Below are 19,970 nucleotides of genomic sequence, written 5' to 3' on the forward strand. Positions count from 1 at the left end.
CCCGACACCGCAACGATCAGAAGGAAAGAACATGAAGCGATCAGCACTCGCCATCGGAGCTCTCGCCTGCGTGACCGTTCTCGCGCTGAGCGCATGCGCACCCCGCGACGAACCGAACCCGCAGAGCAGCGGGGAGGTCGCGCTCGTGGACGCGCAGCCGGCCGGCACGAAGCCCGTGGACGAGGTCACATGGGCGATCGTGGAGGGGGAACCCGCCACGCTGAACCCCGCGGCCTCTGCGAACCTCATCATCCCGAATCTGTGCGACAACCTGCTCTCGCTTCAGCCGGACTTCTCCATCCAGCCGGGCATCGCCACGACCGCCGAGTTCGTCGACCCGACGACCTTCGTCATCACGCTGCGCGATGACGTCACGTTCTGGAACGGCGACCCCGTGACGGCCGAGGACGTCGCCTACAGCCTCCGCCAGAGCACGAACCCCGCCTCGCAGTGGTACGGAGCGTTCGCCCTGGTCGATCCCGATCCGGCCACCGGCATCACCGTGACGGGCCCGAACGAGGTCACGGTGCGCTTCGTCGCCCCGGACTCCGCGTTCCGCGACGCGCTGGCCGGTCAGGGGTCGGCGGTGATGCAGGAGTCGTTCGGCGCGGCGGCCGGCGGTGCGGTCGGGACCTCCGACGTCGGACTCATGTGCACCGGCCCGTTCGAACTCGCCCCGGGCGGCTGGAAGCCGGGGAGCGAGATCGAGACGACCGCCAACCCCGACTACTGGAACGGCACCCCCCTGGTGCAGAAGCTGACCTACAGTTTCGTCTCGGACGGGCCGACGCTCACCACCGCCCTCACGCAGGGTGACATCGACGGCGCGATCAACGTCGCTCCGAGCTCACGGACCACCTTCGAAGGCGACGGTGCGGGCACACTGACGGTGGGCCACTCGACGGCGTCGTACAGCTTCGGGCCCGCAACGGCCGAAGGCCCGGCGGCCGACCCCGCCATCCGTCGGGCATTGAGCATGGCCATCGACCGGCAGCAGTTCCTCGACACCGTCGTCAGCGGCCTGGGCTACCCCCAGAAGACGATCGTCCCCGAATTCTCCTTCCAATCGCTGGATGCCGCGGCCACCTACCAGGCAGGCTACGACGCGCTGGCGGCGCCGGCGGTCAACATCGAGGGTGCCAAGAAGCTGGTCGAGGAGAGCGGTGAGGATGTCAGCCGGCCGTTGGTCCTCGCGGTGCCGGCGGGAGCGCGCGAGCTGCAGCAGACGGCGGCCATCATCCAGAGCGCCGGCGCGTCCATCGGGCTGAACATCACGATCGACGCGATGCAGGCATCCGACTTCGGCGCACTGTTCTACGACCCCTCCCGACGAGACGGCGTCGACTTCGTGGCGACGCAGGGTTACCTCGAGACGCCGGGCGTGCTGGGATACCCGTCCCTCTTCATGCTCCCCGCCGCACAGGGAGGCGTCTTCAACTGGAGCGAGTACGACAACCCCGAGGTCACGGCCGATCTGATGGCCGCCCGCACCGCCACCGACGCCCAGAGCGCAGCCGAGAGCTTCGTCGCCGCGCAGGAGATCTTCGCGCCGGACATGCTGCAGATCACCCTCGCGGGGTCGTACCAGCTGACCTATCTCAACAAGGAGCTCACGGGTGTCACCACCTCGGTCGCCGCGTACGGCAGTCCGTGGGCTCTCCACCTCGGCGGCAAGTGACCGCATGAGCACTCCCGGTGGCGTCGCCGAGTCCTGCGACGCCGCCGGGATCAGGAAGGGCACCACGATATGAACCAGGGAAAGGAGGCGCGGCGCCGATGAATGCGATGTTCAGAATGGTCGCCGGCCGACTGGGAGGGTTGCTGCTCACGCTGCTGCTGGCCAGCATCGTGATCTTCTCGGCGGTGCTGGTGACGGGCGATCCGATCTCGACACTCGCGGGAGGCGCCAAGCCGACGCCGGAGCTGATCGCACAGATCCGCGCGGACTACCGGCTGGACGACCCCGTGTGGACGAGGTACTGGCTCTGGCTGACCGACGCGCTGCACGGCGACTTCGGGCGCTCCTTCGTCTACAAGACCGACGTGGTCTCGCTCATCGGCCCCCGGTTCGGCGTGACCCTCCAGCTCGTGCTGCTGACACTGGCGTTCATCCTCGTGTTCGGCGTGGGGTCGGGCATCCTCGCCGCGACGCGCGGACGCGTCGTGGACCGGACGGTGTCGATTCTGACGTCGCTCGGGATGGCCCTGCCCACCTTCGTCGTCGCGATCCTCCTCATCTGGCTCTTCGCCAAGACCCTCGGGTGGTTCCCCGTGTTCGGCGAGGGTGACGGTTTCGTCGACCGGCTGTGGCACCTCGTCCTGCCGTCCGTGTCGCTGGCGGTGCTGTTCGTCGCCTACATCAGCAGGATCACCCGGGCCGCATTGGTCGCGCAGCTCTACTCCGAGCACGTCGAGACGGCGACCGTCCGCGGGATCCCGCGTGGTCGCGTCTTCCGCATCCACGTCTTCCGCAACGCGGCACCCCAGATCCTGGCGATCTCCGGCACGACCGTCGCCGGCCTGTTCGCCGCGTCGGCGATCGCGGAGGTGGCCTTCGGGATCGGAGGGGTCGGGTCCTTGCTGGTGGAGGCCGCCGCGCGAGCGGATCTTCCCGTCGTGCAGGTGCTCTCCCTCATCCTCGTCGCGATCTTCGTGGTCCTCAACGCGGTCGCCGACATCATCGCGGCGCTCATCGACCCGTCGAGCGTGGCTGGCGGTGTCGCCGCATGAGCGTCGCGCAGATCGCCGGAGGGGCGACGCCGGCCGTCGCCCGGCGGGCGGCGAAGAAGGACTGGCTGGTGGCCGCGGCCGCTGTCGTCCTGGGCCTCGTGGTCGTGGGCGCCGTCATCGGGCCGTGGGTGGCGCCGTACGACCCCACCCAGCTCTACGTCGGTCCGGTGAACGGCATCGCCGGTCTCGCCCATCCCTTCGGGACCGATGATCTGGGCCGCGACATCTTCTCGCGCGTGCTGGCCGGCGCAGGAGCGAGTGTGTTCGCCCCCGCCATCGTCGTCGCGTTCTCGACGCTCCTCGGCGCGGCGATCGCGGTGGTGTCCGCCTGGTTCGGCGGCTGGGTGAGTGCCGGCATCGCCCGGCTGATCGACGTCATCTTCGCCATCCCCGGTCTGGTGGTCGCGGTGCTGGCGGTGGCGATCTTCGGCAAGGGGATCGCCGCGCCCGTCATCGCGCTCTCGATCGCCTACATCCCGGTCGTCGCCCGTCTCACGCGCACGGCGGCCGCCCGCGAGCTCGGCAAGCCGTACATGGCCGCACTGCAGGTGCAGGGGGTGAGCAGCATGGCCATCGTCTTCCGCCATCTGGTTCCCGCCCTGCTTCCGCTCGTCGCCGCGCAGATGGCGATCGGCTTCGGGTACGCGATGCTCGACCTCTCGGCGATCTCCTTCCTCGGCCTCGGGCAGCAGCCACCGGCGCCGGACTGGGGGTCGATGATCGCCAACGGACAAGCCGGCATCCTCGCCGGCGCTCCCGAGCAGTCCGTCTTCCCCGCGGTGCTCGTGGTGCTCACGGTGCTGTCCGTGGGCGTCCTGGGGGGCAAGGTCGCCGTCTGGGCCGAGGAGAAGGAACGATGACCGCCGTCCTGCAGATCGAAGGCCTCGACGTGTTCGCGCCTGCCCCTGGTGGACCCCGTCAGCTGGTGTTCGGCAGCTCGCTGTCGGCCGGCCGCGGCGAGTCCGTCGGACTCGTCGGCGAGTCCGGATCGGGCAAGACGCTCACCGTCCGCGCGATCGCCGGCCTGCTGCCCGAGGGTTTCACCGTCGACGGGTCGATCCGCGTCGACGGACAGGACCTGTCGGATCTGGACCCGCGGAGCCTTCGTGACGTGCGCGCGCGCCGCATCGGCATGATCTTCCAGACCCCCCGCGCACACCTCAACCCCCTCCGCTCGATCGGCGACTTCATGACCGAGGCGCTCGTGAGCGTCGGCGGAGCGCGGCAGGCCGATGCCGAGCGGCGCGCGCGGGAGCTGCTGGATGAGGTCGGCATCACCGACCCGGGGCGACGGATGCGCCAGCATCCCGCGGAGCTGTCCGGCGGCCTCCTCCAGCGGGTCATGATCGCCGCGACTCTGGCGATGGACCCGCGCATCCTGCTGGCCGACGAGATCACCACCGCACTCGACGTGACGACGCAGGAGGAGGTCATGGCCGTGATCGCCGACCTGCGCACGCATCGCGAGTTGGCTCTGCTGTTCATCACGCACGACCTCGCCCTCGCCGGAGCGGTGTGCGACCGGGTCAACGTCATGCAGCACGGCCGCATCGTCGAGACGCTGGCGGCCGGCTCCATGCGGCAGGACGCGACCCACGAGTACACGCGCACCCTGATGTCGGCGGCACTGGACGAGGCGGTCCCCGTCGACGCACGTCAGGACAACGCCGAGCCCATCCTCCGCATCGAAGACCTGCGCAAGCGCTATCGCGTGCGCGCGGCCGGCGGCGGCACGGAGATCCTGCAGGCCGTCGACGGCGTCACGCTCGAGGTCGCGCCCGGCGGGTCGCTCGGCATCGTCGGGGAATCGGGATCGGGGAAGTCGACCACCGCGCGCATCCTCGTCGGGCTCGAACGCGCCGACTCGGGCATCATCCACGTGGCCGGGGAGGACTGGAGTCGCCCGGCCCGGCGCGGATGCGAGCGACGGTCCCGCGCGAAGATCGCACAGATGGTCTTCCAGGATCCATACCAGTCGCTCGACCGGCGTCAGACGGTCCGCCAATGCCTCACCGAGGCCGTGCGGGTGCACCGCCCGAACGACGCGAAAGGCATCGTCGCCGCGCGAGTGGACGAACTCATGACGCAGGTGCGGCTGGATCCGCGCCTCGCGGACACCCGGCCCCGATCGCTGTCCGGCGGGCAGCGCCAGCGCGTCGCCATCGCCCGCGCCCTCGCGGCGGACCCGCTGCTGCTGGTGCTGGACGAAGCGGTCTCGGCGCTGGACGTCACGACGCGGGTGGAGATCCTCACCCTTCTCGACGACATCCGTCGCGACACCGGCGTGGCACTGCTGATGATCACGCACGACCTCACCGTCATCCGCCGGCTGTGCGATCGGGTGATCGTGATGCGCCGGGGCACGGTGGAGGAATCCGGCTCCGCGGAGGACATCCTCGACGATCCCCGCGCCGAATACACCAGGATGCTGCTGGACTCGATCCCCCGCGAAGGCTGGTCGCCACGCCGTCGCGGACTCGGGCGCACGCAGGCACTCCCGACGATCATCGACGACGCCCCCGCGCCCTGAGGAGACGAAGACCCGTGCACGACGATCACATGACTCCGGCATTCGAGTACTGCTTCGAGCTCCGCTGCACCGTCGAGGAGGCTCTGCGTCTCGGCGGGGAGACCCCGGGTGAAGGACTCCACTTCGCCAAGGTGTCCGGCGGCGACGTCAGCGGCCCACGCCTGAGCGGTCGCGTGCTCGACAGCGGCGGCGACTGGTGGCGTGGTCGCGGGCTGACCGTCCACCTGGACGCGCGTTATGTCATCGAGGCGCACCTCCCCGACGGGACGGCCGGCATCGAGGTGGTGAATCGGGGCATCTGGCGCACCGACCCGGCGACATTCGAGCGGATGCTGGCGGGCGAGCCCGTCGGCGAGGAGGAGCTCTACTACCGCACGGCGTTCGAGTTCCGGACCGAGCACCCCGCCGTGCAGTGGCTGACTGAGTCGCAGTTCGTCGGGTACGCGCGGGCGGAGCCGGGCGTGGTCGTCATCCGCGTCTTCCGGCTCGTGTGAGCGGGGGCGTCATGCATCCATCAACTGAGGAGAAACCCATGCCAGAACACGCAGACCTCGTCGTCACCGGCGGCCGCGTCTTCGACGGGCGCGTGCGCACCGATTCCACGGCCGTCGCCGTCACCGGGGGGCGCATCGTCCGTGTGGGCTCCGACGACGACGTGCACGCGCTCACGGGACCCCGCACGCGCATCGTCGACGCCGGCGGCGCACTCATCCACCCCGGCTTCGTCGACGCGCATGTCCACGCCGTCTTCGCCGGCGTGGAGCGCCTGAGCCTGGACCTCACCGGCGCGCGGACCGTCGAAGAGACTCTGGAGCAGATCCGGATCGGAGCGGAGCGCAGCGACGCCGCCTGGCTCACAGGGGGCGGCTGGGACCACGACCTGTTCCCGCACCCCACCCGGCACCAGCTCGACGCGATCGTGCCCGATCGCCCCGTCGCACTCAGTGACGCGGGACACCACACGCTGTGGGTCAACACGCGGGCGCTCGAGCTCGCCGGCGTCGACCGCTCCACTCCCCAGCCGCACAACGGCGAGATCCACCTGGACGCCGCCGGGGATCCGTCCGGCTACCTGAACGAGACGGCGGCGGAGCTCGTCGGACGGGTGATCCCCGCGTCGACGCCGCAGGAGATGGTGGCGGGGCTGCTGAACGCTCAGGATCACCTGTGGTCACTCGGCGTGACCGGATGGCATGAGGCGATCCTCGGCGAGTACAACGGCAAGGCGGACGGCACTCCGGCCTACCTCCGGGCGATCGCCGACGGCACGCTGAGCAGCCTGGCATCCGGGGCGCTGTGGATCGCGCCCGGTCTGCGGCTCGAGGACGTCCCCGACCTGGTCGACCGCTTCGTCGCAGCGCGCGAGCGCAACGGCGACGCCGGCTTCGACACCTCCACGGCCAAGGCGATGATCGACGGCGTCCCGCACGGCGAGACCGCTGCGCTGCTCGAGCCCTACTGCAGCCATGCCGAGGACGGCTTCTCCGGTGAGCTCCACTTCGACGAGGCGACGATCTCGGCGTTCGTCTCCCGACTGGACGCCGCCGGGTTCGCGCTGCACCTGCACATCATGGGCGACCGCGGCATCCGCGTCGCCCTCGACGCCATCGAGGAGGCCCGCGCCGTCAACGGCTCCGGACCCCGCCACCACATCGCGCATCTCTCGATGGTGCAGCCCGAGGATGCCCGCCGCTTCGGCCCGCTCGGCGTCACGGCGAACATCCAGGGCCTGTGGGCCGCGCCCGACCCCTTCCTGGCGTCGATGATCGGGGAGGAGCGGATGCAGACCGGCTACCCGTTCCGGACGATGGCGGACGGCGGTGCCGAGCTCGCGATGGGATCGGACTGGCCGGTGTCCCCCGCCGACCCGTGGCTGGCGATCCACGTCGCCGTGAACCGCTGGGCGCCCGCGCCCCCCGGACATTCCCCCGCGCCGGCCGGTGTCGAGCCGCCGACTCTCGACGCGGAGCACCAGTCCCTCACCCTCGCGCAGGCGCTCGGCGCCTATACGAGCGGGTCGAGCGCGCTCGTGCTGGGACGATCCGGACGACTCTGCGTGGGCGAGCGCGCCGACCTCGTCGTGGCGACGGCCGATCCGTTCGACCTGCCCCTGTCGCAGATCGCGGCCGTCCGATCGCGGGTGACCGTCGTAGCCGGAGACGTCGTCCACGAGATGTGAGGCGCGACCGGATGCCGCCGCATCCGGTCGCGCCACTCTGTCGGTCTCGACCTCCCGTCGACTCCATATCGGCACCTTCTCCCACAGATCGCGCGCCCAGACTTGACGCATGAGCGAATCAGCCGTACCCCTCCTCCCGCATTGGATCGACGGCGCCGAGCGCCCGTCGACGTCCGGGCGCACGGCGCCCGTCTACAACCCGGCGACCGGAGTCGTACGGGGGGAGGTCGGGCTGGCCGACGACGCGGAGGTCGCCGAGGCGATCGCGTCGGCGGAACGCGGCTTCTCCGTCTGGAGCGGGTACTCGATCGCGAAGCGGCAGACCGTCTTGTTCGCGTTCCGGGAGATCCTCCACTCCCGCAAGGGCGACCTGGCCGGGATCATCACGGCCGAGCACGGCAAGGTCGTCTCCGACGCCCTCGGTGAGATCCTCCGCGGCCAGGAGGTCGTGGAACTGGCGACCGGCTTCCCGCACCTGATCAAGGGCGCCTACTCGGAGAACGCGTCAAGCGGCATCGACGTCTACACGCTCAAGCAGCCGCTCGGCGTCGTCGGCATCATCTCGCCGTTCAACTTCCCCGTGATGGTGCCGCTGTGGTTCGCCCCCATCGCGATCGCCGCCGGCAACGCCGTCATCCTCAAGCCGTCCGAGAAGGATCCCTCGGCGGCCGTGTGGATGGCCGCGGCGTGGAAGGAGGCGGGTCTTCCCGACGGTGTCTTCACCGTGCTCCAGGGCGACAAGCTCGCCGTCGACGGACTGCTCACGAGCCCGGCCGTCCAGTCGATCTCATTCGTGGGATCGACCCCCATCGCTCAGTACATCTACGAGACCGCCTCCCGTCACGGGAAGCGGGTGCAGGCGCTCGGCGGGGCGAAGAACCACATGCTGGTCCTTCCCGACGCCGACCTCGATCTCGTCGCCGACCAGGCGGTGAACGCCGGCTACGGCGCCGCCGGCGAGCGATGCATGGCGATCTCCGTGGTCCTCGCCGTCGAGCCCGTCGCCGACGAGCTGATCAGCAGGATCACCGACCGCATCGCGCGGCTGCGCATCGGCGACGGAGCCGGCGGCGTCGACGGCGAGCCCGACATGGGCCCGCTCATCACCGACGCGCACCGCGAGAAGGTGTCGACATACGTCGACATCGCGGAGCAGGACGGCGCCACCATCGTCGTCGACGGTCGGGGATTCACTGTCCCGGGCAACGAGGACGGCTTCTTCTTCGGGCCGACCCTCATCGACGGCATCCCCACCACGTCCCGTGCCTACACGGAGGAGATCTTCGGCCCCGTCCTCTCCGTCGTCCGCGTGCAGACCTACGAGGAAGGGCTCGCGCTCATCAACAGCGGCGAGTTCGGCAACGGCACCGCCATCTTCACCAACGACGGGGGCGCCGCCCGGCGTTTCCAGAACGAGGTGCAGGTCGGCATGATCGGCATCAACGTGCCGATCCCGGTGCCGGTCGCTTACCACTCCTTCGGCGGCTGGAAGAAGTCGCTCTTCGGAGACGCGAAGGCGTACGGCGTCCACGGGTTCGACTTCTTCACCCGCGAGAAGGCGATCACGAGCCGCTGGCTCGACCCTGCCTCGCACGGCGGCATCAACCTGGGATTCCCTCAGAACAGCTGACGGGGGCCGTCTGCTCCCGGCGACAGCTCGTCGGTCGCATCGGCGAACTGCAGAGCGGCCCACAGCTCCGCCCGTCCGGCGAACGTCGACAGGTCGAGACCGATCAGGGCTCCGAGTTCGTCGATGCGCGCGCGGAGCGTGTGACGGTGGATGCCGAGGCGCCGCGCCGCCGGATCCCACGCTGTGTTCGCGTCGAGCCAGACGCGAGCATTTTCGAGGAGCCGCGCGCGCTCGACGTCGCCGAGCTCGCCCAGCCGGCGATGAAGATGGGTGGCGAGCTCCTCTCCCCCACCGGCGCGAAGCGCACCGAGGATCCCCGCGGCGGCGACGTCCTCGAAGCGCACCACTCCGGTCTCCGTCTCCGTCTGCGCGGCGCGGGCGGCCTCGCGCACGCCCTGTGCGAGCTCCGACCACCCGACCGGAGTGGACACGCCCAGCGTCAGGCCGTGACGCTTCAGGGTCGCCGTCGTCGTCGGCACGGAGGCCGGTGACATCAGCAGGACGACCTCGTCCCCCCGCTCGGCGAAGAAAGCCGCACGGCCTCTCGTGCCGCTCTGCACCTCGAACTCCTCCAACAGGGACGGGGCGGCGTGCACGTCACGCACCATGCCGACGAGGAACGGCGTCTCCGGGAGAGCTGCTCCGAGCGCCTTCGCCGCGCGGCGGGCTTCGGCGGTCCGATCCGCGAGGGCCAGCTCGAGCACGCCACTCCGGATGCGGCGGCGCGCATGACCGAGTGCCCGCTGCTGCTCGAGGGCGATGCTCGCCAGAGCGATGACCGCCTCCACCAGATCACTTTCCGCGGCCCCGAGCCGCGTAGCGCTGCCGACGGCGAGGACACCGCGCAGGCGACTCGCCTGGCCGATCGTCTGCAGCGTCGCCAGGGGCTCCTCGAGAGTGCGGAGACTCGCCGGCAGGCCGCGGTCCAGAAGCCGCCGCACCTCCCTGTCGACGGTTGCGGACCGCCCACCGGGCACGGAGGTCAGGCCGGGGATGCGCACCGGTTCGCCCGTCGCGCCGTAGAGCGCGACCCATGTCTCGAGCCGCTGAGACAGGGTGCGGAGGATCTCACGCAGACCGTTGTCACGCACGGCAGCGCGCGCGACGGCCTTCTGCGATTCGAGGGACCACGACAGCCGGGCGCTGCGGTCAGCCGCAGCGACATCCGCGATGTGCCGGATGATGCCGAGGAACGGGGTTGCGCGGGGCACGACGAGCAGCGGCAGCCCCTGCTGCGTGCATGCCTCGACCACGTCCGGCGGCACCGCCGCATGGATGACGTCGACGGCGAATCCGAGGCCCGCGGCACCCAGGTCCACCAGCCGACGCACGTATGCTGCGGCCTCCGCCGTGTCCCGGCCTCCGATGAATTGCGCTCCGTCGGTCAGCAGCAGTTGCCCCGGTTCGAGCCAGGGGGTCGGATCGGCGAGATCCGAGCTGTGCGCCCAGGCGATTGTCCGATCGAGCATCGTCTCGTCGAGGGGCACGGCCGGTCGGAGGTCGAAGGCATCGACCTCGAGAAGGGATCTGAGCGTCGTCGGCATTCCTGGTCCGCCATATCGTCGATCGCCGATGCTTCCCGTCGACAGTCTGTCCAGTCATCGGCTCCACACATCGTACGAGAATCCCAGTCATGACCGATTCCACGATCACCGCCGCGACCAACGCGGCCGTCATCGACCGCGACCGCCGCAGCGTCTTCCACTCCTGGTCGGCGCAGGGCTCCTTCGGCGGTCTGCCGATCGTCGGCGGCGACGGGACGACGGTGTGGGATGCCGACGGTCGGTCCTACCTCGATCTGTCGAGCCAGCTCGTGAACGTGAACATCGGCCACCAGCATCCCCGAGTCGTCGAAGCGATCCAGCGACAGGCGGCGACCTTGTCCACGATCGCTCCGGCGCACGCGAACGAGACCCGCGCCCACGCCGCCGAACTCATCCTCGAACGCGCTCCCGAGGGCTTCTCGAAGGTCTTCTTCACCAACGGCGGCGCCGACGCGAACGAGAACGCCATCCGCCTCGCGCGCCTGACGACCGGTCGCGAGAAGGTCGTGTCGCACTACCGCTCGTACCACGGCAACACGGGCACCGCGATCAGTGCGACGGGCGACTGGCGCCGCATGCCGAACGAGTACTCCCGCGGGCATGTCCATGTGTTCGGGCCCTACCTCTACCGCACCGAGTTCTGGGCGGCGACGCCCGAGGAGGAGGCGGAACGGGCGCTGCGCCATCTGGAGCGCACCATCCAGGCAGAAGGTCCGGACACCATCGCCGCCGTCCTGCTCGAGACCATCCCCGGTACCGCAGGGGTGCTCGTCCCCCCGCCCGGCTACCTCCCGGGCGTCCGCCGGATCGCCGACCGCTACGGCATCGTGCTGATCCTCGACGAGGTGATGGCCGGGTTCGCCCGCTCGGGAGAGTGGTTCGCGTTCGACGCGTTCGACGTCCGGCCCGACCTGATCACCTTCGCGAAGGGCGTGAACTCCGGCTACGTGCCCCTCGGCGGGGTCGTCATCTCCGAGGAGATCGCCCGCGCCTTCGACGACCGGATCTTCCCCGGCGGGCTGACCTACTCCGGCCACCCGCTCGCCGCCGCCAGCGCGGTCGCGACCATCCAAGCCATGGCGGAGGACGGTGTCGTCGAAAACGCCCGCCGCATCGGCGGTGACGTCCTCGGTCCGCGACTGACGGCCATGAGCGCCGTCGCGCCCGTCATCGGGGAGGTCCGGGGGCTCGGGGTCTTCTGGGCTGTGGAGCTGGTGGCCGACCGGGAGACCCGAGAGGCTGTGTCGCCTGCCGTCGTCGCCGCGGCGAAGTCGGCGCTGCTCGAGCGCGGGGTTCTGGGATTCTTCGCCGACAACCGGCTGCACGTCGTGCCACCCGCGGTCATCACGGATGACGAGGCCGGTCGCGGTCTCGACGCGATCGAAGAGGTCCTCGTCTCGATCGACCCCCTCGCATGAGCGACCTCGAGCCGTTCGCGCCCATCGATGCGCTCACGGCCGCCCTCGCCTACGACGTCGTGCCCGCGGCCCAGGTCGTCGATGGCGGCCCGCGGACCGGCCTCCTGGAGCTGGCGACGGTGGCCGGTGCGGAGGTCGGCATCTGGGAGCTGACGGCGGGCACCGCGCGCGACATCGAGTCCGACGAGGTGTTCGTCGTGATCGACGGACGGGGAACGCTCACGCTCGAGACGGACGGTGGGGAGCAGCACATCGAGCTCTCCCCCGGTGTCGTGTGCCGGCTGACGGCCGGCATGACGACGCGGTGGGTCGTGCCCGACCGCCTCCGCAAGGTCTACATCCTCGGTGCCCCGGGCGATGCGCCGTCATGACCGCGTACCGTGAGCCGTACCCCGTCGATCCCGAGGAGCACGCATGACCGTCCCCACCGCCTACGGCCACGACCTGCGCACCCCGCGGGCGATCGTGGATGCTGCGCTGTCGGATGCCGCCCCCCGGCCCTTCTGGCTCGACGACCCCTCTCGGCCCGCGCCCCGGCCGGCGCTGCGCGGCGATCGCGAGACCGATCTGGTCGTGGTCGGCGGCGGCTACTGCGGTCTGTGGACCGCACTGATCGCCAAGGAGCGCGACCCGCAGCGCCGGGTCATCCTTCTGGAGGGCCAGCGCATCGCGTGGTCGGCGAGCGGTCGCAACGGCGGGTTCGTGGAGCCGAGCCTCACCCACGGCCCCGAGAACGGCGAACTGCACTTCGCCGACGAGATCGCCGAGATCACCGCGCTCGAGACCGAGAACTTCGAGGCGCTCGATGCGACGCTCACCCGCTACGGCATCGACGCGGAATGGGAGGAGACCGGCATCCTGACCGTCGCCACCGAGCCGCACCAGCTCGGCTGGCTGGAAGAGGCGGCCGCGGCCGACTCCGGCCACGGGCACGCGGAGTACCTCACCGGTGATGCGCTCGCGACGAAGGCGTCGTCGCCGCTGTTCCGCGCGGGGCTCTTCGCCGCCTCCGGAGCCGCGTACGTCCACCCCGCCAAACTCGCCTGGGGTCTGGCCGAGGCGGCGGAGGGTCTGGGCGTGGAGATCCATGAGCACTCGCCCGCGATCGGTCTGAAGACGACCGCCGAGGGCGTCGTCATCACGACCCCGGACGGCGAGGTCCGCGCGGCACGGGTCGCCCTCGCGACGAACGTGTTCCCGTCGCTGCTGCCCTCGCGTCGCCTGTTCACGGTGCCCGTCTACGACTACGTGCTCATGACCGAGCCGCTGAGCGCCGAGCAGCTGGAGAGCATCGGATGGACCGGCCGCTACGGCATCACCGACTCCTCGCGCGAGTTCCACTACTACCGCAAGACCGCCGATGACCGGATCCTGTTCGGCGGCTACGACGCCGTGTACCACCGGGGAGGCCGGGTGCGCCGCTCACAGGACCAGCGTCCCGAGACGTTCCGCCGCCTCGCGGACCACTTCCTCCTCACCTTCCCGCAGCTGAGCGGCATCCGGTTCACGCACGCCTGGGGCGGCGCGATCGACATGTCGACGCAGCTGGTCGCGTTCCACGGCGTGGCGAAGGGCGGGAGGGTCGCGTACAGCGCCGGGTACACCGGCCTCGGGGTCGCCGCCACGCGCTTCGGCGCGGAGACCATGCTCGACCTCCTCGCCGGCGCCGACACCCCGCGCACCCGCCTCAAGATGGCGCGACGCCTGCCCGTCCCCATCCCGCCGGAGCCGTTCGCCTACCCGCTCATCCAGACCATGCGGCACGCGGTCGCGGCGTCCGACGCGAACGGCGGCAAGGACGGCCCCCTGCTCAAGCTCGCCGGTCTGTTCGGCGTCGGCTTCGACTCCTGAGGGCGGCCCTCGCCCGCATCCGTCAGCTCCGGTCCCGGCGCCCGTTCAGAGACCGGTGAATGACCTCCGCCGCGATCTCGCCGAGGGGTCGCCTGCTGTTCCGGGCACGCGACCGGAGGACCTGGAACGCCTCGTCGAGGCTGATCTTCTCCGAATGGGCGATGACGCCCTTCGCCTGTTCGATGACGACGCGGCTGTCGAGGGCGTGCTGCAGCTGCTGAGTGAGCCGGACACTGTCTTCGAGCGTGCGCTGCTGCAGGATGCTGATCGTGGCCACATCGGTCAGCGCCTGCCCCGCGGCGACGTCCTGCGCGTCGAAGGTCCGCGGCGTCCGCCCGAAGAGGTTCATCACCCCGATGACGGTGCCGCGCAGTCGAAGGGGGAACGAGTGCAGCGAGCGGAAGCCCTCCCTGCGGGCGCTGTCGCGGAAGTCCGGCCACTGCTCGGCGTCCGTCTCGATGTCGTCGATCGACACCGGCTCGCCGATCTCGAAGCTCGTGATCGAGGGACCGCGGCGGGTGGCGAGCTGCTCGGCCTCCAGACGGCGCGGTCCCCCGTGGGTGGACACGACCGAGCGCAGCTGCGACGTGGACGGGTCGGCGATCAGGAGACCGCCCTCGTCGGTGCCGAGCAGCTCGATGCTCTTGGCGACGAGCGTCTCGAGCAGGTCGATGAGACTGTAGTCGGACGTGAGGGTGTCGGCGAGAGTGACCAGCGCCACGCTGAGCCTTCGATCCCGCGACGATCGCGGGCGCGACGAGGCGGGCACCGGATCATCCATGCCAGATCCCCCTGGAGTCGTGTTCGTGACCGGCGGGATCTGGGCCGTTGGGTGCGGAAGCCTCTGGGCGGTGAGGCGCGTGAGGAGAGCCGTTTCGGGCGGCATCCGCTTCAGAGAATCTATCTGAGACACGCGTGTTCCCGTGGCAATGGGTCGCCGGACGACACGCCCGCGTCGCCCGCGAGCCGGGCTCTCGACAAGGCTTGCGGGGAGGGAAAGAGGGGCAGTCCCCTGCCGAAGGCGACCTGGGTCCCTGGTCCACCCCGCGCCTCGCACCTAGAGTCGGCCCATGCGTCTGGGGACCGGCGACCGTCTGCGCGCAGCCGCGGGCGCGTTCGCGAGCAATGGGCGCAACCCGAACCTGCGGCGGGCACAGCTCGGCTTCCTCGGAGCCTGGACCGCGGAATGGGCCTTCACGGTCGCGCTCGGCATCGTCGCCTACAACGCCGGCGGCGCTCTCGCGCTCGGCCTGGTGGGCCTGCTGCGGATGGTTCCCTCCGCCATCCTCGCCCCGCTTCTCTCGCCCTTCGCCGATCGAGGAAGACGGGAACGGGTGCTCGTCGTCGTCTCACTGCTTCGAGGGCTGGCCACCGCGGTGGCCGCCGTGGTGGTGGCCCTTTCGGGCCCGGTGTTCGTCGTCTATGCACTCGCCGTGCTCTCCACGATCGCGGCGACCCTCTTCCGGCCCGCGCATTCGGCGCTGCTGCCGACACTGTGCCGCACCGGCCACGAGCTCGCCAGCGCGAACGTCGTCCGCGGCTTCCTGGACTCGGTCGCGACGCTGGTCGGGCCGCTGCTGGCGGCGGTGCTGCTCGCCTTCACGGATGTCTCCGTCGTCTTCGCCGTCGCGGCAGCCGCGTCGTTCTGGGCGGCGCTGCTGCTGTCCCGGGTCCGCTACGAGGCACCGGCGCGCTCCGCCGCCGCTCGACCGCAGCTGGTGAGGGAGGCCGTCGAGGGCATCCGTGCCGTCGCGGGCGACCGCGACCTCGCGCTCATCCTGCTGCTGGCCGCCGCGCAGTCGATCACCCGCGGGGCCCTCACGGTGTTCTCGGTGGTCGTCGCGATCGAGCTGCTGGCCATGGGGGAAGCCGGAGCGGGCACGCTGATGGCGGCCGTCGGCGTCGGCGCGGTCATCGGGTCGCTGTCGGCATCCCTGCTGGTCGGCACCGGGCGCCTCGGAGCGTGGTTCGCCGTCGGCGTCGCCCTGTGGGGCCTGCCGATCGCCCTGATGGGCGTGTTCCCTCAGCAGGCCGCGGCGCTGCTGCTCCTGTCGTTGGTCGGCGTGGGCAACGCCTTGATCGATCTCGCCGGGTTCACCCTCATCGGCCGCCTGGCGCCCGACGCGGTGATGGCCCGTGTCTTCGGCGTGCTGGAGAGCCTGGTCGCCGTATCGATCGGCGTCGGATCGGTTCTGGCATCGGCGCTGATCGCCTGGATCGGTCTCGCACCGGCGCTGATCGCGGTCGGGCTCCTCTGTCCGGTGCTCGCGACCGCCGCGTGGTGGCGGCTGCGTCGGCTCGACAGCACGGTCGACGCGATCGATGCCGACGTGGACCTGCTGCAGAGGGTGCCGATGTTCCGGCCTCTCCCCCTGCCGTCGATCGAACAGCTCGCGCGAGGGCTCGAGCCCGTCGAGGTGCCCGCCGGCCGGAAGGTCTTCGCCCAGGGCGACATCGGCGATCGCTACTACGTGATCGAATCCGGGCAGGCGGACGTCGTCGGCGACGGGCGCGTGGTCGCTCGGCTCGGCGCGGGTGACGGTTTCGGCGAGATCGCGCTGCTCCGGCGGACGCCCCGCACCGCCGGCGTCGTGGCGCACACCGACCTGATCCTGCGCGCGCTGGAGCCCGAGACGTTCGGCGCTGTCGTCATGGGCTACGCCCCGAGCGCGCGCGCCGCGCAGGACGGCGTCGACGGACAGCTCGGGCGCTTCTCGCCGCCCGGGGTGCCGGCGCACACTCCGCCGGACTCGACCGCATGACTCGGCCCGCACCCACTTCTTCGCAACGGAGCGCCTCATGACGACATCCCGGACGACCCTCCTCATCGCCGACATCGGCGGCTACACCGAGTACATGGGGAGCCACCGCATGACCCTCGCGCACGCCGAGGTCAACACCGCCCGGATGCTCGACAGCGTGATCGATGCGGCCCGTGGATTCGACCTCGTCGAGATCGAGGGCGACGCCGCCTTCCTGTCGCGCCGCGCAGGCGACCGGGATGCCGACGCCGTGCTGGCGGAGGTTCTCCAGGCGGCCGCGCAGATGCACCGCGCCTTCCATCGCGAGCGCGAGTACGTCGTGGCCAACCTCTGCCCGTGCGGGGGATGCCGGCAGGCCCGCGCACTCACCTTGAAATTCGTCGCGCACGTGGGTGACGTGGCGACCCAGAGCATCCGCGGCCGCTCGAAGCTGGTCGGCATCGACGTGATCCTGGCGCACCGTCTGCTGAAGAACGACGTGACGATCCCGGAGTACGTCCTGATCACCGACGACCTCTATTCCGAGGTCGCCGGCTCCCGCCCGGAAGGCGTGCAGGAGCTCACGCAGGAGGTCGAGGGGATCGGACAGGTGCTGACGCACATCGTCGACGTCGGCGAGCTCGACCAGGGCTCCGACCCCGGCCGCCCGACTCTCGCGACCCGTCTGAGCAGCACGTTCTCCGCCATCGGGCGGGGGCTGCCGTACATGATCGGCGCCAGGGGGATGCGCGTTCAGCGCTGATCCCGGCGGGCGGGACATCCGACCAGCATCCGGAAATGACAGAAGCCCCGGTTTCCCGGGGCTTCTGTCGGTCACTGTCTCAACACAGTGTGCGCCCGAAGAGACTCGAACTCCCAACCTTCTGATCCGTAGTCAGATGCTCTATCCATTGAGCTACGGGCGCAAACCCACGCGCGAAACGGCGCGCGGGCCGTTGTTCAGCTTACCCCAGCTCCGCCGAGGTCGCGAATCGGCGACACGGACCGTCAGCGCTGCGCGGCCTCGGCATCGGGCGCCTCGGCCTCGACGTCCGCGTCCGACGCGCCGATGTGACGCTGGTGCGCGGCCAGCCGAGGCAGGTCGACGAGGCGGAGGGCCTGCATCCGAGCCGAGCGCAGCTGCGCGTAGTCGGGATACGAATCCGCCGTCATCCCCTCGACCCGCAGGCGGCGCTGCAGGTTCGCCTCGACGTCACCCCACGCCGCATCGCGAGCTTCTTCGACGAGCTCGCGCACAGCGTCGCCATCCGCAGCCACCTCTCGCAGCCGCGCGGCCACGCGGGCGTACTGCCGCTGCCGCTTCCGCAGGTTGCGCGTGTCGCGATCCCGGTAGTCGTGCGTGCCATCGGGATCGGAGAAGCGTCCCCAGGCCTTCTTGCGCTGCTTCTTCGCGAGGGATGCGGCGGTGTCCTGCTCCTGCGCGAGGTTCTCGAGCATCTCACGCGCGTATCCGGCGATGTCCTCGACGACGAACGGTTCACCGCGGGAGATGGTCTGCACGAGGATGTGGTTGCGCACGGCCAGACGCGCGGCGGATGAGGCGATGGACACGCCCTCCTCCACAGCCTCCGAGGTCTTGCCCACCGGTGCTCCTCTCCCCTGCCCCAGGCTATCGCGCGCCCGCGCCCGTCACGATCGGCCAGGAGGGCGACCCGCTCGGCGAGCAGCCGGTGTCAGACCGCGAGCGTGGAGACGATGGACTCGATCCGGCGAGCGCGGGTGTCCGCGGTCTTCGCGCCCTCGACGCCCGTGACGTGCGCTTTGCGCCGGCTCGGCGAGAGGGCGTCGAATTCCTCCCTGCGTCCGGCGGCCGCGAGCGCCGCCGCGAGATCCTCGGGCACGTCGACGGTGCGCGGTGCCGTGTCGAGCTCCACCTCCACCACGATCGCGTCGCCGCCGGAGATGCCGCTCGCGGCCCGCTTGTCGGAGCTGAACGGGATCAGGGACTTCCCCGCCATCGCCCCGACCGTGCTCTTGTAGGCGAAGCCGTTCACCGTGACGTCTACCGCCGGTCGCCTGCCGCCGCCGAGGGCCTCGAGCACCTCCGGCGGCACCTCGATCCCGGTGTTGTTGCCCATCTGCAGCATGGTCGTCTCGAAGCGCATGCCGCGAGTGTGACACGGATGCCGCAGCCTCCGCCAGCGCGGGATACCAGTGCGGGCGGCGAAGGGGCAACCCCCGGGTCAGAGGCGGAAAGCGGGCCCTAGCGTGTGTGGTTGCAGCACCGCGCCTCCCGGCTCGGAAAGGATTCACATCCGATATCCGCTGCTGAACGAACTAACAGATGAACGCGGCGCAGCCGCACGAACAAGGAGGTCGCTCATGCGTCAGTCACCCAATCGCCTCGTGGCAGTCATCTTCGGCGCGGTCTACGTGCTCGTCGGTCTGCTCGGCTTCGCCTTCACCGGGGGTGTCGGCTTCATCGCCACCCAGGGAGGCCTGCTGCTCGGCATCTTCGAGGTCAACCCGCTCCACAACATCGCCCACCTCCTCATCGGTGCGGCGCTGCTGATCGCCGGCCTGTCCAACGCCCGCGCGGCGAAGGGCGTCAACATCACCGTCGGAGCCGTCTACCTGCTCCTGGGCATCGTGGGCTTCTTCATCGGCTCGCCGGACAACGCGCTCAACATCCTCGCGCTGAACGTGCCCGACCACTTCCTGCACCTCGCCAGCGCGGTCGTGCTCCTCGGCGTCGGCCTGTCGGCCGACAAGGACGTCCGCGCAGCCACGGTCTGATCACCTCATGACCCTGCAGCAGCACATCCGTACGGCCGCCCCGACCGAGGTCGGGGTGGCCGTACGGCCTGCGCGCTTCACGGGTTCCTGGCCGTCGGCTGCGGCCTGGGGCGCGGGGCTCGTGCAGCTCGCCCTCGGCGCCGGAGCCATCGTCTCGGCCGATTCCAGCACCGCGGCCCGCATCGTCGGCATCGTCGTCGCCCTTCTCGGCGCGGCGGCGTTCGCGTGGGGGTGCGCCGGCCTCGCACTCTCCCGCCTGGTCGCGCCCCGCACGGCACTGGCGGGTGTGCTCGCCGGCGTCCTGGCGCTCTTCGCTCTCCTCGTCCTCGCGCCGGCGCGCGCGAGTGTGTTCGCCGTCGCGATCGGCACCGTTCTGCTGATCGTCGTGGGTGCCTTCTGCGCCGCGGCCGTGCGCCGCGGCATCCGTCCCCGTGATGCGGGAAGCGGCCGCGGTGTCATCGGTATGCTTCTGGCCGCCGCCGTGCTCTCGGCCCTGGTCACCCCTGCGCTGGGCGCCACGCAGGACGGCTATCTGCTGCGCGACGACGGCACGCTGCCGGTCATCACGCACGAAGGCCACTGACGCGTCG

General features: G+C 70.5%; 18 protein-coding genes and 1 tRNA gene. 14 read left to right on the forward strand and 5 right to left on the reverse strand.

The window, feature by feature from the left end; all coding sequences use genetic code 11:
• Positions 1–31: 31 nt before the first annotated feature.
• From CVS47_RS13400 to CVS47_RS13430, 7 genes are all read left to right on the forward strand, one after another.
• Positions 32–1,678 (forward strand): ABC transporter substrate-binding protein, encoded by a 1,647-nt coding sequence (locus CVS47_RS13400; protein ID WP_127096528.1) that lies wholly within the window; start codon positions 32–34, stop codon positions 1,676–1,678.
• Positions 1,679–1,785: 107 nt separating this feature from the next.
• Positions 1,786–2,730, forward strand: coding sequence for an ABC transporter permease (locus CVS47_RS13405; protein WP_241240159.1), 945 nt, complete (start codon positions 1,786–1,788; stop codon positions 2,728–2,730).
• On the forward strand, positions 2,727–3,590 hold the full coding sequence (locus CVS47_RS13410; protein WP_127096530.1) for an ABC transporter permease: 864 nt from the start codon (positions 2,727–2,729) through the stop codon (positions 3,588–3,590). The genes CVS47_RS13405 and CVS47_RS13410 overlap by 4 nt, the downstream gene beginning before the upstream one ends.
• Entirely contained in the window at positions 3,587–5,260 is a 1,674-nt protein-coding gene (gene nikE / locus CVS47_RS13415; protein ID WP_127096531.1) for a nickel ABC transporter ATP-binding protein NikE, read from the forward strand. The genes CVS47_RS13410 and nikE overlap by 4 nt, the downstream gene beginning before the upstream one ends.
• Positions 5,261–5,289: 29 nt before the next feature.
• Positions 5,290–5,754 (forward strand): DUF3237 domain-containing protein, encoded by a 465-nt coding sequence (locus CVS47_RS13420; RefSeq protein ID WP_127096532.1) that lies wholly within the window; start codon positions 5,290–5,292, stop codon positions 5,752–5,754.
• Positions 5,755–5,792: 38 nt separating this feature from the next.
• Positions 5,793–7,439: an amidohydrolase gene (locus tag CVS47_RS13425; RefSeq protein WP_127096533.1), complete on the forward strand. Its 1,647-nt coding sequence runs from the start codon at positions 5,793–5,795 to the stop codon at positions 7,437–7,439.
• Positions 7,440–7,548: 109 nt separating this feature from the next.
• Positions 7,549–9,069, forward strand: a complete 1,521-nt coding sequence (locus tag CVS47_RS13430; protein ID WP_127096534.1) for a CoA-acylating methylmalonate-semialdehyde dehydrogenase — start codon at positions 7,549–7,551, stop codon at positions 9,067–9,069.
• Here CVS47_RS13430 and CVS47_RS13435 read toward each other — a convergent pair.
• Positions 9,057–10,613 carry a PucR family transcriptional regulator gene (locus CVS47_RS13435; RefSeq protein ID WP_127096535.1) on the reverse strand — a complete coding sequence of 519 codons (1,557 nt, stop codon included), beginning with the start codon at positions 10,611–10,613 and terminating at the stop codon, positions 9,057–9,059. The genes CVS47_RS13430 and CVS47_RS13435 overlap by 13 nt on opposite strands.
• Positions 10,614–10,702: 89 nt before the next feature.
• Here CVS47_RS13435 and CVS47_RS13440 point away from each other — a divergent pair, with 89 nt between their 5' ends.
• From CVS47_RS13440 to CVS47_RS13450, 3 genes are read left to right on the forward strand one after another with little or no spacing between them, the layout of a single operon-like run.
• Positions 10,703–12,031 carry an aspartate aminotransferase family protein gene (locus CVS47_RS13440; protein WP_127096536.1) on the forward strand — a complete coding sequence of 443 codons (1,329 nt, stop codon included), beginning with the start codon at positions 10,703–10,705 and terminating at the stop codon, positions 12,029–12,031.
• The gene (locus tag CVS47_RS13445; RefSeq protein ID WP_127096537.1) at positions 12,028–12,402 is read left to right on the forward strand and encodes a cupin domain-containing protein; all 375 of its coding nucleotides are present in this window, start codon (positions 12,028–12,030) and stop codon (positions 12,400–12,402) included. The genes CVS47_RS13440 and CVS47_RS13445 overlap by 4 nt, the downstream gene beginning before the upstream one ends.
• Before the next feature lie 43 nt (positions 12,403–12,445).
• Positions 12,446–13,882 carry an NAD(P)/FAD-dependent oxidoreductase gene (locus CVS47_RS13450; protein WP_127096538.1) on the forward strand — a complete coding sequence of 479 codons (1,437 nt, stop codon included), beginning with the start codon at positions 12,446–12,448 and terminating at the stop codon, positions 13,880–13,882.
• A gap of 22 nt (positions 13,883–13,904) precedes the next feature.
• Here the strand turns inward: CVS47_RS13450 and CVS47_RS13455 are convergent, their stop codons facing one another.
• Positions 13,905–14,603, reverse strand: coding sequence for a GAF and ANTAR domain-containing protein (locus CVS47_RS13455; protein ID WP_164734659.1), 699 nt, complete (start codon positions 14,601–14,603; stop codon positions 13,905–13,907).
• A gap of 349 nt (positions 14,604–14,952) precedes the next feature.
• Between CVS47_RS13455 and CVS47_RS13460 the strand changes: the two genes are divergently transcribed.
• On the forward strand, positions 14,953–16,644 hold the full coding sequence (locus CVS47_RS13460) for an MFS transporter (RefSeq protein WP_127096540.1): 1,692 nt from the start codon (positions 14,953–14,955) through the stop codon (positions 16,642–16,644).
• Positions 16,645–16,681: 37 nt separating this feature from the next.
• Positions 16,682–17,386, forward strand: coding sequence for a DUF2652 domain-containing protein (locus tag CVS47_RS13465; RefSeq protein ID WP_127096541.1), 705 nt, complete (start codon positions 16,682–16,684; stop codon positions 17,384–17,386).
• 90 nt (positions 17,387–17,476) lie between these two features.
• On the opposite strand, the gene CVS47_RS13470 is transcribed toward CVS47_RS13465, so the two are convergent.
• From CVS47_RS13470 to CVS47_RS13480, 3 genes are all read right to left on the reverse strand, one after another.
• A tRNA-Arg gene (locus CVS47_RS13470) sits at positions 17,477–17,549 on the reverse strand.
• An 82-nt stretch (positions 17,550–17,631) separates the two neighbouring features.
• Positions 17,632–18,228 carry an asparagine synthase gene (locus CVS47_RS13475; RefSeq protein ID WP_127096542.1) on the reverse strand — a complete coding sequence of 199 codons (597 nt, stop codon included), beginning with the start codon at positions 18,226–18,228 and terminating at the stop codon, positions 17,632–17,634.
• Between the two features lie 89 nt (positions 18,229–18,317).
• Complete coding sequence (locus tag CVS47_RS13480) at positions 18,318–18,749, reverse strand: YdeI/OmpD-associated family protein (RefSeq protein WP_127096543.1); 432 nt, start codon at positions 18,747–18,749, stop codon at positions 18,318–18,320.
• A 217-nt stretch (positions 18,750–18,966) separates the two neighbouring features.
• On the opposite strand from CVS47_RS13480, the gene CVS47_RS13485 reads away from it, so the two are divergent.
• Together CVS47_RS13485 and CVS47_RS13490 are read left to right on the forward strand one after the other, a co-directional pair.
• Positions 18,967–19,380 (forward strand): DUF4383 domain-containing protein, encoded by a 414-nt coding sequence (locus tag CVS47_RS13485; RefSeq protein ID WP_127096544.1) that lies wholly within the window; start codon positions 18,967–18,969, stop codon positions 19,378–19,380.
• Positions 19,381–19,387: 7 nt separating this feature from the next.
• Complete coding sequence (locus CVS47_RS13490) at positions 19,388–19,963, forward strand: hypothetical protein (RefSeq protein ID WP_127096545.1); 576 nt, start codon at positions 19,388–19,390, stop codon at positions 19,961–19,963.
• The last annotated feature ends 7 nt before the right edge of the window (positions 19,964–19,970 follow it).

The sequence above is a fragment of the Microbacterium lemovicicum genome (assembly GCF_003991875.1).
GTDB classification, from domain to species: Bacteria; Actinomycetota; Actinomycetes; order Actinomycetales; family Microbacteriaceae; genus Microbacterium; species Microbacterium lemovicicum.

Excerpts from the sequence above, each read along its gene's own strand:
- CVS47_RS13400 (WP_127096528.1), top strand. The coding sequence starts at position 32 with ATGAAGCGATCAGCACTCGCCATCGGAGCTCTCGCCTGCGTGACCGTT.
- CVS47_RS13405 (WP_241240159.1), top strand. The coding sequence starts at position 1,786 with ATGTTCAGAATGGTCGCCGGCCGACTGGGAGGGTTGCTGCTCACGCTG.
- CVS47_RS13410 (WP_127096530.1), top strand. The coding sequence starts at position 2,727 with ATGAGCGTCGCGCAGATCGCCGGAGGGGCGACGCCGGCCGTCGCCCGG.
- nikE (WP_127096531.1), top strand. The coding sequence starts at position 3,587 with ATGACCGCCGTCCTGCAGATCGAAGGCCTCGACGTGTTCGCGCCTGCC.
- CVS47_RS13420 (WP_127096532.1), top strand. The coding sequence starts at position 5,290 with ATGACTCCGGCATTCGAGTACTGCTTCGAGCTCCGCTGCACCGTCGAG.
- CVS47_RS13425 (WP_127096533.1), top strand. The coding sequence starts at position 5,793 with ATGCCAGAACACGCAGACCTCGTCGTCACCGGCGGCCGCGTCTTCGAC.
- CVS47_RS13430 (WP_127096534.1), top strand. The coding sequence starts at position 7,549 with ATGAGCGAATCAGCCGTACCCCTCCTCCCGCATTGGATCGACGGCGCC.
- CVS47_RS13435 (WP_127096535.1), bottom strand. The coding sequence starts at position 10,613 with ATGCCGACGACGCTCAGATCCCTTCTCGAGGTCGATGCCTTCGACCTC.
- CVS47_RS13440 (WP_127096536.1), top strand. The coding sequence starts at position 10,703 with ATGACCGATTCCACGATCACCGCCGCGACCAACGCGGCCGTCATCGAC.
- CVS47_RS13445 (WP_127096537.1), top strand. The coding sequence starts at position 12,028 with ATGAGCGACCTCGAGCCGTTCGCGCCCATCGATGCGCTCACGGCCGCC.
- CVS47_RS13450 (WP_127096538.1), top strand. The coding sequence starts at position 12,446 with ATGACCGTCCCCACCGCCTACGGCCACGACCTGCGCACCCCGCGGGCG.
- CVS47_RS13460 (WP_127096540.1), top strand. The coding sequence starts at position 14,953 with ATGCGTCTGGGGACCGGCGACCGTCTGCGCGCAGCCGCGGGCGCGTTC.
- CVS47_RS13465 (WP_127096541.1), top strand. The coding sequence starts at position 16,682 with ATGACGACATCCCGGACGACCCTCCTCATCGCCGACATCGGCGGCTAC.
- CVS47_RS13480 (WP_127096543.1), bottom strand. The coding sequence starts at position 18,749 with ATGCGCTTCGAGACGACCATGCTGCAGATGGGCAACAACACCGGGATC.
- CVS47_RS13485 (WP_127096544.1), top strand. The coding sequence starts at position 18,967 with ATGCGTCAGTCACCCAATCGCCTCGTGGCAGTCATCTTCGGCGCGGTC.
- CVS47_RS13490 (WP_127096545.1), top strand. The coding sequence starts at position 19,388 with ATGACCCTGCAGCAGCACATCCGTACGGCCGCCCCGACCGAGGTCGGG.